The sequence below is a fragment of the Vibrio cholerae ATCC 14035 genome (assembly GCF_000621645.1).
GTDB lineage: Bacteria > Pseudomonadota > Gammaproteobacteria > Enterobacterales > Vibrionaceae > Vibrio > Vibrio cholerae.
In genome coordinates this window covers 1-13,833 of record NZ_JHXR01000039.1, presented here as the reverse complement: position 1 = coordinate 13,833, position 13,833 = coordinate 1, and the positions used below count along the sequence as shown (strand labels likewise).

The 13,833-nt window shown below is 41.5% G+C and carries 20 protein-coding genes and 1 pseudogene; 3 read left to right on the top strand and 18 right to left on the bottom strand.

Annotated elements, in window-relative coordinates; all coding sequences use genetic code 11:
- The coding region (locus T411_RS0114730) for an IS5-like element ISVch5 family transposase (protein WP_027694903.1) at positions 1-740 on the top strand (740 nt) is incomplete at its 5' end.
- A gap of 124 nt (positions 741-864) precedes the next feature.
- On the opposite strand, the gene T411_RS1000000121180 is transcribed toward T411_RS0114730, so the two are convergent.
- The 14 genes and pseudogenes from T411_RS1000000121180 to T411_RS0114680 form a co-directional block, all read right to left on the bottom strand.
- Positions 865-1,020 (bottom strand): hypothetical protein, encoded by a 156-nt coding sequence (locus T411_RS1000000121180; RefSeq protein ID WP_000751734.1) that lies wholly within the window; start codon positions 1,018-1,020, stop codon positions 865-867.
- Positions 1,021-1,187: 167 nt separating this feature from the next.
- A complete protein-coding gene (locus T411_RS0114720; protein ID WP_000256036.1) occupies positions 1,188-1,622 on the bottom strand; it encodes a GNAT family N-acetyltransferase in 435 nt (144 codons plus the stop codon).
- Positions 1,623-1,758: 136 nt separating this feature from the next.
- Positions 1,759-2,073 (bottom strand): helix-turn-helix domain-containing protein, encoded by a 315-nt coding sequence (locus T411_RS0114715; protein WP_000071008.1) that lies wholly within the window; start codon positions 2,071-2,073, stop codon positions 1,759-1,761.
- Entirely contained in the window at positions 2,060-2,392 is a 333-nt protein-coding gene (locus T411_RS0114710; RefSeq protein WP_000843587.1) for a type II toxin-antitoxin system RelE family toxin, read from the bottom strand. Before T411_RS0114710 ends, T411_RS0114715 begins: the two co-directional genes overlap by 14 nt.
- A 340-nt stretch (positions 2,393-2,732) precedes the next feature.
- Positions 2,733-2,960: a DUF1289 domain-containing protein gene (locus tag T411_RS01000000119590; protein ID WP_001894457.1), complete on the bottom strand. Its 228-nt coding sequence runs from the start codon at positions 2,958-2,960 to the stop codon at positions 2,733-2,735.
- Positions 2,961-3,139: 179 nt separating this feature from the next.
- Positions 3,140-3,293: pseudogene (locus T411_RS1000000121220) on the bottom strand (DUF645 family protein).
- A 335-nt stretch (positions 3,294-3,628) separates the two neighbouring features.
- Positions 3,629-3,898: a hypothetical protein gene (locus T411_RS0114705; protein ID WP_001198131.1), complete on the bottom strand. Its 270-nt coding sequence runs from the start codon at positions 3,896-3,898 to the stop codon at positions 3,629-3,631.
- Positions 3,899-4,257: 359 nt separating this feature from the next.
- Positions 4,258-4,455, bottom strand: a complete 198-nt coding sequence (locus T411_RS1000000120840; protein WP_001894451.1) for a DUF3709 domain-containing protein — start codon at positions 4,453-4,455, stop codon at positions 4,258-4,260.
- A 256-nt stretch (positions 4,456-4,711) separates the two neighbouring features.
- The gene (locus tag T411_RS1000000121035) at positions 4,712-4,915 is read right to left on the bottom strand and encodes a hypothetical protein (protein ID WP_001911745.1); all 204 of its coding nucleotides are present in this window, start codon (positions 4,913-4,915) and stop codon (positions 4,712-4,714) included.
- Positions 4,916-5,201: 286 nt separating this feature from the next.
- Positions 5,202-5,753, bottom strand: coding sequence for a hypothetical protein (locus T411_RS0114695; protein WP_000821930.1), 552 nt, complete (start codon positions 5,751-5,753; stop codon positions 5,202-5,204).
- A 155-nt stretch (positions 5,754-5,908) separates the two neighbouring features.
- Positions 5,909-6,766 carry a DUF2806 domain-containing protein gene (locus T411_RS0114690; protein ID WP_001279526.1) on the bottom strand — a complete coding sequence of 286 codons (858 nt, stop codon included), beginning with the start codon at positions 6,764-6,766 and terminating at the stop codon, positions 5,909-5,911.
- Positions 6,767-6,912: 146 nt separating this feature from the next.
- The gene (locus tag T411_RS0114685; RefSeq protein ID WP_000789577.1) at positions 6,913-7,527 is read right to left on the bottom strand and encodes a hypothetical protein; all 615 of its coding nucleotides are present in this window, start codon (positions 7,525-7,527) and stop codon (positions 6,913-6,915) included.
- A gap of 322 nt (positions 7,528-7,849) precedes the next feature.
- Positions 7,850-8,020 carry a DUF645 family protein gene (locus T411_RS1000000120375; protein WP_001882300.1) on the bottom strand — a complete coding sequence of 57 codons (171 nt, stop codon included), beginning with the start codon at positions 8,018-8,020 and terminating at the stop codon, positions 7,850-7,852.
- Positions 8,021-8,323: 303 nt separating this feature from the next.
- Entirely contained in the window at positions 8,324-8,902 is a 579-nt protein-coding gene (locus T411_RS0114680) for a DJ-1/PfpI family protein (RefSeq protein ID WP_001020575.1), read from the bottom strand.
- 250 nt (positions 8,903-9,152) lie between these two features.
- On the opposite strand from T411_RS0114680, the gene T411_RS0114675 reads away from it, so the two are divergent.
- Positions 9,153-10,139: a sulfate ABC transporter substrate-binding protein gene (locus T411_RS0114675; RefSeq protein ID WP_001170908.1), complete on the top strand. Its 987-nt coding sequence runs from the start codon at positions 9,153-9,155 to the stop codon at positions 10,137-10,139.
- 382 nt (positions 10,140-10,521) lie between these two features.
- The gene (locus tag T411_RS0114670; protein WP_000140244.1) at positions 10,522-10,986 is read left to right on the top strand and encodes a hypothetical protein; all 465 of its coding nucleotides are present in this window, start codon (positions 10,522-10,524) and stop codon (positions 10,984-10,986) included.
- Positions 10,987-11,085: 99 nt separating this feature from the next.
- On the opposite strand, the gene T411_RS0114665 is transcribed toward T411_RS0114670, so the two are convergent.
- The 4 genes from T411_RS0114665 to T411_RS0114650 all read right to left on the bottom strand — a co-directional run bounded on the left by T411_RS0114665 (position 11,086) and on the right by T411_RS0114650 (position 13,354).
- Positions 11,086-11,484: a hypothetical protein gene (locus T411_RS0114665; RefSeq protein WP_001882293.1), complete on the bottom strand. Its 399-nt coding sequence runs from the start codon at positions 11,482-11,484 to the stop codon at positions 11,086-11,088.
- Between the two features lie 155 nt (positions 11,485-11,639).
- Positions 11,640-12,140: a hypothetical protein gene (locus T411_RS1000000121160; protein ID WP_000789723.1), complete on the bottom strand. Its 501-nt coding sequence runs from the start codon at positions 12,138-12,140 to the stop codon at positions 11,640-11,642.
- A gap of 137 nt (positions 12,141-12,277) precedes the next feature.
- Entirely contained in the window at positions 12,278-12,808 is a 531-nt protein-coding gene (locus T411_RS0114655; RefSeq protein WP_000415562.1) for a HEPN domain-containing protein, read from the bottom strand.
- Positions 12,809-12,958: 150 nt separating this feature from the next.
- On the bottom strand, positions 12,959-13,354 hold the full coding sequence (locus T411_RS0114650) for a DUF3465 domain-containing protein (protein WP_000649527.1): 396 nt from the start codon (positions 13,352-13,354) through the stop codon (positions 12,959-12,961).
- Between the last annotated feature and the right edge of the window lie 479 nt (positions 13,355-13,833).

Here is a 13,833-nt window from a genome sequence, read left to right as displayed (position 1 = left end):
TCTATGAGATCGCGTCCATGCGGTTATTTGCCCATCTTTCGCTGGACAGAGCCATTCCCGACCGCACTACCATCATGAACTTCCGCCACTTGTTAGAGCAGCATCAGCTGGGACGCAGTGTGTTCGAGCCGATCAATCAATGGCTCAGCGAGCGCGGCGTGCTGATGAAGCAAGGCACGTTGGTCGATGCGACGATTATCGAAGCGCCCAGCTCGACCAAGAACAAAACCAACCAACGTGATCCCGAAATGCACCAGACCAAGAAAGGCAATGAGTGGCACTTCGGTATGAAGGCACATATTGGTGTGGATGCCAAAAGTGGCCTCACTCATACACTGGTGACTACTGCCGCTAACGAGCATGATCTGAATCAATTGAGCAACCTGCTACACGGTGATGAAGAATTCGTCTCCGGTGATGCAGGCTACCAAGGTGCACACAAGCGCGACGAGCTGAAGGGGGCAGACGTTGATTGGCTGATAGCCGAACGTCCCGGTAAAGTTCGCGCCCTGAAAAAGCACCCTCGCAAAAACAAAGTGGCCATCCATATCGAATACTTGAAAGCCAGCATTCGGGCCAAAGTCGAGCACCCGTTTCGCATCATTAAATGCCAGTTTGGTTTTATCAAAGCCCGCTACAAAGGCCTGATGAAAAACGACAACCAATTAGCCATGCTATTCACCTTGGCGAATCTGGTCAAAGTCGACCAACTGATACGACGACAGGCGAGATCTGCCTGAAATCCGCCAATAGCCGGAGAAAACGGCTGAAAGTGGCTTGAAACGCTCGGAATCGACAAAATACCACTCGTTTTACGAGTAAAAAGTCAGCGATCGCACTGTCGTGCGACTTGGAGCAGTTCAGTCACCACTTAATCGCAGCTTCCTTAGGCGTTAAACATGCTGGCCACTCTTTTTTGATAATCTCTTTCTCAAGGTCTCTTATTTCACTATTTCGAATAGCTGAATACGCAGGTACTGATAAAAGAGTTAAAATTAAAATCCCTAATGTCTTTTTCATTTATTTATCCCAAATACTAGAATGGCAATAATATAACGCCCGCCTAAGGGGCTGACAACGCATACCAATAAACTCAAACACAACAACCGAAACCACCGCGGCTCAATGGGACTGGAAACGCCGTGCGTTGACAGTCCCTCTTGAGGCGTTTGTTATAAGCCCGAACCCTAGACTTCTGGGTTACTCGAACTGTTGTACGAAAACATTCGGATTTCATCTCTCGGGTACCAATCTAACTTGGTATAGAAGTCCTGTGCCACAACATTCTCAATCAACACAAACAAATGCGTCTTAGAAATGCCTATTCTTGATAGTGCATCTGTCGCTTTTTGAATTAAAGACTTACCAATCCCTTGGCCTCGAAAGTCAGATGAGACCGCCAGATGTTGTACGTAACCTCGCCTACCGTCTGTACCAACCAAAACAGCGCCAATCACAAGAGAATCTGAAACTGCGACAAAGCTTAAACCTTGATTTCTTTTCAAATAAGCTTCGATGTTTGGCCGAGAATCGGCATCTCTGAGGGATACGTTTTCAGTAGTAGCCCATAAAGCAATCACTTCGTTGTAATCGGAAATATCCATTTCCCTAAATGTAACCACAATTTCTCCTTGGCTTATAACGCCCGCCTAAGGGGCTGACAACGCATAACACCAAACTCAAACACAACAACCGTAACCACTGCGGCTCAATGGGACTGGAAACGCCACGCGTTGACAGTCCCTCTTGAGGCGTTTGTTATAGCTCGGCTATGTGTGACAACGTTTCTGGATGACGCTGTACTAACTTTAAAAGAGTGACCGCTTGACCATTTGGCACACTACGACCTTGTTCCCAGTTTTCTAATGTGCGCGAAGACGTATGAAGTAACCGCGCGAAGACTCCGCGGGACATATTGAACTGCTCGCGAATACTCACGATTTCATCCGGTGAGATGTTCAACTCACCCACATCATTCACATGATGTGTTTTCAGAGTAAGCTTACCTTCTGAATGCTGCTTAGCCTCAACAAGAGCTGAGCTTAACTCTGCAAATAAATCACGATTGCTCATTGCGCCACGCCTCCATAAAAGCCATTAGTTGTTTCCTTTGATTTGCATTCAAGTCAGACATTTCATTTTTGCCGTAAATGGTTAGCAAATAGAAACGCCTCTTTTCATCGAGAAAGTAATAGATAATCCGTGAACCACCACGCTTTCCCTTGCCTTTACTCGCAACTCGAATTTTTCGCAAACCGCCAGTACCTTGAATCACATCACCCAGCTTGGGGTTTAGCATTAGCTCTGCTTGAAAGAGCCTATACTCCTCATCACTGAGATATTCATCTCGGTACTTTTCAAAAATTGTTGATTCGACAAATACACTTTTCATATAGGAAGTGTACGCACCAAGCGTACAGATGGCAAGAATTAGTTCAGATAAGAGCTATAACGCCCGCCTAAGGGGCTGACAACGCATTACCACTACACTCAAATACAACAACTGCAACCACCGCGGCTCATTGGGACTGGAAACGCCGCGCGTTGACAGTCCCTCTTGAGGCGTTTGTTATGTGTGTGTTTCTGATGCCCACCCTTCCATTTAAAGGGGTAGCGAAAGGCATTTATGCCAAACAGCATTCGATAAAAAGCCATCATATACACAAGACCAAGATGCTTCATATCGATATATTTCGGCCCTGAACTCTAGCTAAGCTATTGATTAATATGTCTTATTTTTCGCTATTTGTTGCACTACTCCAACAACATATCTCGTCAAGAGTCCTACCACAACCTATGCAGATGTCTTTGTCATCTAAACAACAATGACGAACACAAGGACTTTTATATGAACAAGTTTCAATTGGTTCAGCTCTTTTAACTTTTTGATTTTCAGACATCGTGCACCTCACGTCTGAATTATAAGCGCAGAGCTGTGAAAATTTTTCAGAAAAGCACATAACGCCCGCCTAAGGGGCTGACAACGCATAACAACCAAACCCAAACACAACAACCGAAACCACCGCGGCTCAATGGGACTGGAAACGCCACGCGTTGACAGTCCCTCTTGAGGCGTTTGTTAGCTTCATAACCCATTGTTTAAAAATGACTTTTTAAACACATTTGCTTGAAATGCATTTTACGCAAAAGCATCACTCAAACACACGTCTAACGCCAAAAGCTGTGAAGTGAGCTGCCAAAACTCGCAGCGATCAAGGTTAAGTTGGCCACTTACCGAATTTCCGACAAAGAAAGCGCGATTTCAGCGACAATGCTGCTTTTTGTGAAACCAAGTTGACCGAGTTGAACATCCAACAACTTTGAAGCATCGAGGCTTGTTGGCTTTCAGCGGCTTTGAAACTGCGGAACTTCCAACACTTTCTACCAAATCAGCATCTAGAAAAATTCAAATGCCAAATTGTGCAATTTGAATACTAAAAGCTGATTTTTCAGAACAAGAAGTTGGGATTTTGATGATTTTAGCCTTTAAGAAGCTAACGCCCGCCTAAGGGGCTGACAACGCACCACCACTAAACTCAAACACAACAACCATAACCACCGCGGCTCAATGGGACTGGAAACGCTACGCGTTGACAGTCCCTCTTGAGGCGTTTGTTAGCCTAATAACTTACTCCAGACTCTGAACAACAAAATTTAAGAACGTTTCAACGAGAGATAACTGTAAGATGAAACCAAACGCTAAAAGCCCATAAGCCCAGTTAGAAATTGTTCTATGCGTGATGTATTTATTGATGTTAGCAGTACGCTCAGGCTGTGTAAGTCCTACAACTAATGATTCACTTCCATCTGGGTAAAGGGGCTCTTTAGGCAACGAATACTTTGCTAGTAAAAAGACTGCTAGCATATCTAAAATTAAACCTATATCAGATACTTGCATATAGCATTGATTCCTTACAATGGTAATTGTGTTTGGTATTAGGCTAACGCCCGCCTAAGGGGCTGGCAACGCATTAGCACCAAACTCAAACACAACAACTGCAACCACCGCGGCTCATTGGGACTGGAGACGCCACGCGTTGACAGTCCCTCTTGAGGCGTTTGTTATGCTTAAGCTTCAACACTTTACCTTTGAACCAACTCAAGAATAACTCACTGAAATCATTCACCAAACCACAGAGTTTCTCGAATTAGAACCGACTCAAATTTTACCTATGAACTGACCAAAACAGGATTTCATCCTACACATCAGCCAATGTGGAAACCCTCTCCGACAACCCCACTTACAACATGTTGGTGCTACAACTCAATGAGGCAATAACGCTGAAACGTACAGCGATAAACACATTGCTGTTTCATTAGGCAGCGAAAAACAATGCTCAATTGCCGACTAACTTTCAGCCTGTAAGTAAAGGCACCAAACTGTTCAAAGCGACTTGAGAGAGCCCAACTCACCTCGCGCAGGCTCAACATTCCAATGAGGCAATAACTCTGAATTTACAGCGCCAGATACATTGCCGCTTCGTTAGGCAGCGACAAACAATATTGAATTGCCGACAAAACATGAACAAAATGCCAAAGAAATCGAAAACCACAAACACTTGATTTTAATGGATTAAGCATAACGCCCGCCTAAGGGGCTGGCAACGCATAACACAAAACTCAAACACAACAACTGTAACCACCGCGGCTCAATGGGACTGGAAACGCCACGCGTTGACAGTCCCTCTTGAGGCGTTTGTTATGCATAAGATCAACCATTGCGATTGCGAATATCGTGAACTTGCCGCATAAAGCTAACTACTCCAGCAACGAAAAAACTACCAGCCAGAGCTGGAAGGATTTCTATTAATACCCTTGAAATGTAGGTGTTCGCTGCAGGGTGATCTTTTAGCGCTGGAATGAGAATAAAAAATGAAATCCCAATATAAAACAAACGTTTTTCGAATAATTCCATTCGACTCCAAGCTGTAGATAAAATCGGCCAATCTCTATAAAAATTAACAATAGACGATACTATGACAGCTAAAATTGTTAACCCAATAGCCACAATAATTATTGTCGAAAATAAGTCACTCACCTTTAATCCCCAATGTTGCATAACGCCCGCCTAAGGGGCTGACAACGCATAACACTAAACTCAATCACAACAACCGTAACCACCGCGGCTAAATGGGACTGGAAACGCCACGCGTTGACAGTCCCTCTTGAGGCGTTTGTTATGCAGCGGCTCAACGTTTGGCTTATTCCCAACTCATTACACTGTCATAAACCTGACAATTTTCTACTACGCTGGCCCCCTCTGAAATGAATACTTGCTGCTTCTCGGATACCGGATAACTTAGATACTCTGAACATTTTGCACTTTGGCCATTGCCGACGACAACCTTTGTACCTGCTTTCAAGGTGCATTTTGCCAATTTATCCAACGGTGACCACTGGTAACAAATCTCAAAATTCTTCCTATAGTCTGCTGTATAACCAGACGGAAGCTCAAATGACCACCATTGACCTAGTTGGCTTTTAGGATTTGTGCTGTTCCATGCACGATAGATAATCACATCCTGTGTGCTTTCATAAACCGAACCTTGACACAATTTGCCTTGTAATGGTTCTCCGATTGCTTGAGAAAGTAGTGATTCATCTTGAACAGGTGTGAACTTATCGCTTAACTCACCACTTAGAGCCGTACTCCCAACACAGTACAGTCCAGATGATATTGGCTGCGACACGCTCGGTTCATTTGCACATCCCTGAATAGCTGCAATTAATGTAAAACTTAGAATCCTTTTCATGTTTAACACCTAGCCTTAATTATTATCACTAAGCTGCATAACGCCCGCTTAAGGGGCTGGCAACGCTACCGCACAGCTTAAACCAACAGCCGTAACCACTTCGGTTCAATGGGACTGGAAACGCTACGCGTTGACAGTCCCGCTTGAAGCGTTTGTTAGGCAAGTAAACTCGACAGGATTAATCCTTGCTTAGATAGCTCAGAAACTGAATATTCATAAAACTCTTGGCTACGTTTAGCGCCACAGATATTTATAAGTTCAAGCCCAGCTTTAGTAAAAAGGACTTTACCAATTTGAACCTCGTTATTATTGTCATTTTCAAATTCAACTAAAGTCGGCTGACCGTAGTAGAAGAAAACAGCTTTTTTGGGCAATCCAAAACGCCTATATCCCGAAAGACTTTCAAATGAAATCAGACCAATAGCATCAAGATGTTTTAACGAAGCGAAATTAATACCATTTTTGGTATATATTTCATTTTCAAAGTCAAATATCAACGGGGTTGCACCTCCAACCATCCATACAAACTGACAAAAATTAGTAAACAGCTCTGCGTCTTTCTTGTCCATGGTAGCAACAAAGTCAACAGTCCTTTTTGAATATGTTCCTGGGTTTTGGGCTTCTCCTGCAAGTAAACTAGACCATAACGTTTGCATTTCTGCATCTGAGACTTTGTCACATTTATCAAAGAAATGGGCAATCCAATCCTCTTCTAAGTTATCAGTTTTAGCTGATTCATCTAATTGAGAAGCAGCCTGTGCCGTAATTGCTTCAATATTAGCTTGTTTACGTGCTTCTTGCTGGACAAATCTCTCAATGCCTCTTTGTTGGATTTCATTTAGTTCTATGCCAGCAAGCACCTTTATTTTCTCGGCTTCTACCTCTGCTTCAGCTTTTTTGCGAATTCTTCTTGGCTCATAAAGTACACCGATAGCATTTGAAACCTTTTCAATTAAAACTGTTGCAGGCTTCGCTAAATCACCAAAATTAATAACAGAATTACCATCTGACATAATTGTCCCCTTTATTTGCCTAACGCCGCGTTAAGGGGCGCAGGCACGCAATACAAAAGTGACCGCATCACACCTTAACCACTAAACCCAACGCAAACCAAAAATGCCACGCGTGCCAAGTCCCGCTTTAACGCTTTGTTAGGCACTTACTGCTGGCTACGTAATCGTTCAATTTCTGATTTAATTTCTCGGATAACTAATTCAGTATCTATTCGTTGAAGATTATCTTTTATATGAGTTTCAAGTAATGGATCGGTTTTTAGATTAACTGTAAAAACCACAGTATCTTCATCAACTTTCTCTTTCGTTGTAGTCTCTATTAAAAAACCATCCATATTCCATGCATCAATAACCCTATCTACATTCCTATCAATCACTTTTTCACGCTGAAGTGGTTCTGATAGGTAAGAAACTATCGATTCATGCATGTCAGATTGCTTCCAAGCTTCCTTGATCGACTCACCTATTGTATTTTTTAAAAGCCACAATCCTGTAGCAGTCAGCGCTGCTTCGATAATGATGCTACCTTTTTCAATATGCTCAATGTAGTAAGCGTCAATATGATTGAGGGGGCCTTTCAATCGGTCTTGAAGAGATTGTTTTTCTGATTTAGTAATGTTGCTATGGTTTATTAAAAAGAAGACTTCTTGATATTGAATCTCTCGAAGTAACGTGGAGAACTTTTTAAGTATTGAGCGAAGAGTACGGTCTGAAACAAGATCTAATGTTGGATGATATATTTTAAATTTGATATTTTTCATTGTAATTTGGGGCTAGAGTTCAGGCTTCTACCTTTTGGTCAGTAGAATTTTATCACTGTCATTTACATGTCAGCGGCTCTGAACCGCGCAGCCGTCTCCATTCTCTAAAAATTTATAACTTATGTCAAACAACGGATTGTGCCTAACGCCCGCCTAAGGGGCTGGAAACGCATTACCACTAAACTCAAACACAACAACCGTAACCACCGCGGCTCAATGGGACTGGAAACGCCACGCGTTGACAGTCCCTCTTGAGGCGTTTGTTAGCTTCGTAGCCTATTGTTTAACAATGATTTTTAAACACATTTTCGTGAAAGCCATTTTACGCAGAAGCATCACTCAAACACACGTCCAACGCCAAAAGCTGTGAAGTGAGCTGCCAAAACTTGCAGCGTTCAAGGTTAAGTTGGCCATTTACTGCATTTCCGACAAAGAAGCACGATTTCAGCGACGATGTTGCTTTTTGTGAAACCAAGTTGACCGAATTGAACATTCAACGACTTTGAAGCATCGAGACTTGTTGGCTTTCAGCGGCTTTGAAACTGCGGAACTTCCAACACTTTCTACCAAATCAGCATCTAGCAAAATTCAAATGCCAAATTGTGCAATTTGAACACTAAAAGCTGATTTTTCAGAACAAGAAGTTTGGATTTTGATGATTTTAGCCTTTAAGAAGCTAACGCCCGCCTAAGGGGCTGACAACGCATACCACTAAACTCAATCACAACAACCGTAACCACCGCGGCTCAATGGGACTGGAAACGCCACGCGTTGACAGTCCCTATTGAGGCGTTTGTTATGTGCATTTTTGCCAGTTGTACTCCATTTGATGAGCAACCAATTCAGCATGGCTTTGACTATGAAACTTTGATACCAAGAACAAACTCATATCAATGCCCGCAGATATACCACCCGACGTTGTGTACTTGCTTGCTGTTATCCAACGTTTATCTTCCACAACGACTAAGTCAGGAAACCGTTGTTTCAGCTCAGGAATATCCTCCCAGTGAGTCGTAACAGCAAGTCCTTTCAGCAAACCGGCATTAGCTAATATGAATGCTCCGGTACAAACTGATGCAATATGTTTAGCATGCTTATCCACTGATGCAACCCAATGAAGCACATTGGACTTATTCATTTCGTTCCTATGGACACCGCCAACAACGATTAATAGGTCAATTTGAGGGTAATTCTGAAACGAATAGTCGGGTAAAACAGTAAAACCACCTCTGGCTTTCACTGGTTCCAAGGTTTCTGAGACTAAAAATACATTCCAACTTCCAGCACCTAATCGTTTAGCTGTACTGAAAACTTCGAAAGGTCCTGAAAAGTCGAGAACTTCGGCCTCATCGTAAATATAGATACCAATGTTCATTACTGCCTCCATGCACATAACGCCCGCCTAAGGGGCTGACAACGCATAACACTAAACTCAAACACAACAACCGAAACCACCACGGCTCAATGGGACTGGAAACGCCACGCGTTGACAGTCCCTCTTGAGGCGTTTGTTAGGTTTACGGCATCAATATAACCAAAGTGAATATGAAATCAGATAAAATAAGTAATTAATACATAAGCACCATGCTAATTTATGTGAACCCAACGCACATAAGGATATTAAGATGCAGAAATTACTTTTAGTTTTAACAGTGCTCACTTTCGGAAGCACAGCCCTAGCAAACGATTCCACTTTACTCAATGTCTCATACGATCCTACTCGTGAGCTATACCAAGAGTATAATCAGGCATTTACTACATATTGGGCAAGCCAAAAAAAACAACACATCAAGATAAATCAATCTCATGGAGGCTCTGGTAAACAGGCAATTACAGTTATTAATGGTATTGAATCTGATGTGGTAACTTTGGCATTGGCTCAAGATATTGATGCAATCGCTAGCTCAGGAAAAATAGCAAAGGACTGGCAATCTCGGCTACCACATAATTCGGCTCCATACACATCCACTATTGTTTTTCTTGTCCGTAAGGGCAACCCAAAAAACATTCAAGATTGGGATGATTTAACCAGAGAGAATATTGAAGTCATCACACCAAATCCGAAAACTTCTGGAGGAGCTCGTTGGAATTACCTAGCAGCTTTGGGCTACGCACTGACAAAAAGTAATAACGACGAAGTCTATGCCCAACAATTTGTAAAATCAATCTATAGCAATGTTAAAGTCCTAGATACTGGTGCTAGAGGTTCATCAAATACCTTTATTGAACGAGAAATTGGTGATGTTCTGATTACATGGGAAAATGAAGCGTTATTGGCTATTAATAAGATCGAAAATCACAATGTAGAAATAATAATTCCGAGCACGTCGATATTAGCGGAACCAACAGTATCGATAGTAGATAAAGTCGTTGATAAAAAAGGAACTCGCGCTATGGCTGAAGCATATCTTGAGTATCTTTATTCTCCTGTAGGACAGGAAATTGCAGCCAAAAACTTTTATAGACCTCGGGATAAAAACATAGCCATTAAATATTCCAAGCAGTTTCCAGAACTAAACTTATTTACTATAGATAAGTTTTCTGGATGGGATGAAGCCCATAAGAAACATTTTTCGCAAGGCGGAATATTCGATCAGTTAAGTAAAAGGTAGTTTAAAAATGAGGCAGAAATCTGAAATCTATAGCTTTCTGCTTCTGTCAACTTGAGTAAATCCTAACGCCCAGCTAAGGGGCTGACAACACACAGCCACACTCAACATTAACAACCGTAATCACTGATGCTAACCGTACCGAAGACGCCACGTGTTGGCAGTCCACTTGAGCTGTTTGTTAGGTGCAGTGTCTAAGTTTTAGTGTGATTCTCACCGCACTACTATCCGATTTTCGTGATTCTCAGTCCTTTGCTCGACCAAAATCACAGTTGCATAATAGCTGTAAATCAACAACTTATGCACCATTAATCACACGATAAGCCTCACATATTGAAGTGAAGTTATAAGGATATAGAGATATATGATTATTGGAGTATAAACTATGACAGAATCAGCACATAATAAAACCAAACGTAAGCTCATAAATAACATCAAAGATATTAAGCCAACACATCAGACAGCGATATTTTATAACAACTTTGATGAAGCCATTGAGTTCAATGATTTGATGCAGAAGATTAAAAAACCTGTCAGTGCTGCATTCAAAAGTATCAATATGATTTGGATGCTGAGATTAAAACATCAGCCTAACTATGGTGTGGTCGGTTACATTCAAATTCTCACCACTGCCGAACTTGATTTGAAATTGCTTAACAAAGTGCTCGCAAAATACACTTGTGAGAACCAAGTTAGAACAGTACAACGTCCATTTGACCGAGAAAAATATACAGATACAGTATCAAAGCAAAGGCTTGCCAATTTAGCCGCCTATTTAGGCTCAAAAACAAGCCCAAGACGATATGCCATAACTAACAAGCCACAAATTAATAAAAACGCTCAAAATTGATTACAGAGCGATTATTGAGAATCATTATCAAAGGAACAAGGGTTTCATGTGATAGGTGTTGTTCCTTTGAATTTACTCTACGAATGACAACAAAATTGTTTAAAGTTCGCCATTATTTCTATAACAATCTACCATTGCTCTTTCTGAGAATCTTTTGATTGTGCGGTCATTAAACCCATCACTATATAAAACTGACTCTTCGTAAGCCTCTAAGATGACCGTTTTCCCCCATTCCATATAGTCACCATAAGTAATGTTTTTGAAGATTTTTTTATTATAAGTTTGCTTCGTTTTTGCTTCCTCTACAAGGATGTTAAAATTTTTTAATAGTTCTGGTAAAGATGCAGATGGATCCATTCTATCGCTTATAGACGCAAAAGCTAAGTCGTATCGCATTTTGCAAAATTCATCCAGTGTTAACTTTGCATAAACTTGCGGTGACGCACCCACCAAAACCAAACTCATAAGCATTCGTGAAACATTTTTAAAGGTTAACATTTTCACAGAATTCACCTTTTCGTTGAGCAACCTAACGCCGCGTTAAGGGGCGCAGGCACGTAATACAAAAGTGACCGCATTACACCTTAACCACTAAACTTACCGCAAACTGAAAATGCCACGCGTGCCAAGTCCCGCTTTAACGCTTTGTTAGGCTATTGACTGCTTAGAATTTCTTCGATTTCTAAGATTATTTGCACACTTACATTAACATTGTCGGCAAATGCCATAGATGCTTTATTTTCTGCTGTTTGGTTAAATTTGTCTAAAATATACAAATCAGTATCTGTCAATACATCTAGTCTGCCAGTTTGCTGCCAGAGGACTAATCCATTTGAAATTCGGACACCGTCACTTCCACCCCAAAAAGCAATTAATTTATCGGTATCACTCTCAGATACATATGAAATGAAGTGTTTAGCAGCAATCCTGACTATCATTTCGTCCGATAGTGTTTCCGATTGTTTACAAATTTTTAGTGAAGCGAACTGTGGGAGCCCCTTATCACACTCTTTAAGTAATGTATTTTTAAATATTGCAGGATAATTTAATGTATTAAGGAGACTTATGCTTTTATCCAAATGCGATAAATTAGCACTTACAAATGGCATGTACGCTACAACACAAATAAATAAAATGTATTTAATATTTTTCATTGCTACTTCCTTTAGCCTAACGCCCGCCTAAGGGGCTGGCAACGCATTACCACTAAACCCAAACACAACAACCAAAACCACCGCGGCTCATTGGGACTGGAAACGCTACGCGTTGACAGTCCCTCTTGAGGCGTTTGTTATGTTTGCCGTGTCGAAAGTATCTCATTGACCGCTTTTTCAAGACCTATGGGTTTAATCACTGGATAATGAACATTTATGATATGGATAACCGCACGTCTTAAAACACTAGCTAAATTTATTAGGTCAGAACCCATAGATGGAACATTATTTGGTTCAAAAGTATACCTAGCATTCGTAAAGACATTTCGGTATTTAGTCAGTTCAGCAACTAGATCGATGCCTGGAGCAACATGTTTGACTGCCTCTAAAAGTACCGATTGTTTTTGAGGATGTAGTTTCTTAAATAATTTTGCTAGGTCATGTGATTTATGAACGGTTCCCATAAATCTTGAGTACCCTTGCACTTGATGTTCTGTAATCAAAAATGATTTTAAATAAATCTCTATAGCCAACGATGCATTGATACACGCTACCCACAGATTTCCATCGGTGCTTGCAAGCACCGATGCAGCATTTTGATATTGGTTGCCAGACTGAATAACTATTGGTTCTAACAAGCTATATTTTTGTCTTCTTCTCTTTTCCATCAGACTTCACTCAGTAAACCTAACGCCCGCCTAAGGGGCTGGCAACGCATTACCACTAAACTCAAACACAACAACCGAAACCACCGCGGCTCAATGGGACTGGAAACGCCGCGCGTTGACAGTCCCTCTTGAGGCGTTTGTTAGGTGAATTTACTCGTACACCTGCCCATTGTGTTTCAACCAACCATGAGCATGACGATTTTGAGGATCTTTATGAGTCCAGTGAAGAACTCCACCTTTTTTGTTCCATTCGTATTCACCATAAAACTCAACACTGTCGCCAACTTTTAAGTTTGGAATTCTCGGTGCTAAGTCGATGTTATGAGCAACCAGCAATGTTTGTCCGCTATTGAGCTTTAAGATGAATTTTTGATGCTTTGAACCATCATTGTCGTCAGGTAACACTTTCACTACCTGTCCGAATCCTTGAACCTGTAAATCACTTTGTTGCGATTGATAAGCTTGTTGTAAAACGGCGTCATTGGCATGCAAGCCGACCGAAAAAAAGCTGACGAAAACGAGCCAAAAAGCTAAAAAACATTTCATAACACTGTCCTTGTTCAATCCACTTACCATTCACCTAACGCCCGCCTAAGGGGATGACAACGCACACCACTAAACTCAAACACAACAACCGAAACCACCGCGGCTCAATGGGACTGGAAACGCCACGCGTTGACAGTCCTTCTTGAGGCGTTTGTTAGGTGCGGGACCATAAACTCAAAAGCTCGCCAAAATTGACGAGCCTCTGTGCTAGATTCTGCTTTTCAGTTCAGTATAAATATTCTCTAGAATATGAAATTCATCTTCCGTCCAACAACGAGCTATTGATACCCAGTAATCACCCGTTTCATCTGTACCTTTAAACTCTACTTTCAACTCATACTTTCTCATCGAAATCAAAGCCAAAATCAGAGCAATTAGGAGAGCAAAAAACCAAACTCAGGTACAAAAGCCCAAGTCGCTGCTGACAGTAAAATGGCGTATGTTGTCACTTTAACCACGTTATCTTTGAAGCCAAGACG

Bases quoted from the DNA above. Each gene is read 5' to 3' on its own strand.
- T411_RS1000000121180 (WP_000751734.1), bottom strand. From the start codon at position 1,020: ATGAAAAAGACATTAGGGATTTTAATTTTAACTCTTTTATCAGTACCT.
- T411_RS0114715 (WP_000071008.1), bottom strand. From the start codon at position 2,073: ATGAGCAATCGTGATTTATTTGCAGAGTTAAGCTCAGCTCTTGTTGAG.
- T411_RS0114710 (WP_000843587.1), bottom strand. From the start codon at position 2,392: ATGAAAAGTGTATTTGTCGAATCAACAATTTTTGAAAAGTACCGAGAT.
- T411_RS01000000119590 (WP_001894457.1), bottom strand. From the start codon at position 2,960: ATGTGCTTTTCTGAAAAATTTTCACAGCTCTGCGCTTATAATTCAGAC.
- T411_RS0114705 (WP_001198131.1), bottom strand. From the start codon at position 3,898: ATGCAAGTATCTGATATAGGTTTAATTTTAGATATGCTAGCAGTCTTT.
- T411_RS1000000121035 (WP_001911745.1), bottom strand. From the start codon at position 4,915: ATGGAATTATTCGAAAAACGTTTGTTTTATATTGGGATTTCATTTTTT.
- T411_RS0114695 (WP_000821930.1), bottom strand. From the start codon at position 5,753: ATGAAAAGGATTCTAAGTTTTACATTAATTGCAGCTATTCAGGGATGT.
- T411_RS0114690 (WP_001279526.1), bottom strand. From the start codon at position 6,766: ATGTCAGATGGTAATTCTGTTATTAATTTTGGTGATTTAGCGAAGCCT.
- T411_RS0114685 (WP_000789577.1), bottom strand. From the start codon at position 7,527: ATGAAAAATATCAAATTTAAAATATATCATCCAACATTAGATCTTGTT.
- T411_RS1000000120375 (WP_001882300.1), bottom strand. From the start codon at position 8,020: ATGTTCAATTCGGTCAACTTGGTTTCACAAAAAGCAACATCGTCGCTG.
- T411_RS0114680 (WP_001020575.1), bottom strand. From the start codon at position 8,902: ATGAACATTGGTATCTATATTTACGATGAGGCCGAAGTTCTCGACTTT.
- T411_RS0114675 (WP_001170908.1), top strand. From the start codon at position 9,153: ATGCAGAAATTACTTTTAGTTTTAACAGTGCTCACTTTCGGAAGCACA.
- T411_RS0114670 (WP_000140244.1), top strand. From the start codon at position 10,522: ATGACAGAATCAGCACATAATAAAACCAAACGTAAGCTCATAAATAAC.
- T411_RS0114665 (WP_001882293.1), bottom strand. From the start codon at position 11,484: ATGTTAACCTTTAAAAATGTTTCACGAATGCTTATGAGTTTGGTTTTG.
- T411_RS1000000121160 (WP_000789723.1), bottom strand. From the start codon at position 12,140: ATGAAAAATATTAAATACATTTTATTTATTTGTGTTGTAGCGTACATG.
- T411_RS0114655 (WP_000415562.1), bottom strand. From the start codon at position 12,808: ATGGAAAAGAGAAGAAGACAAAAATATAGCTTGTTAGAACCAATAGTT.
- T411_RS0114650 (WP_000649527.1), bottom strand. From the start codon at position 13,354: ATGAAATGTTTTTTAGCTTTTTGGCTCGTTTTCGTCAGCTTTTTTTCG.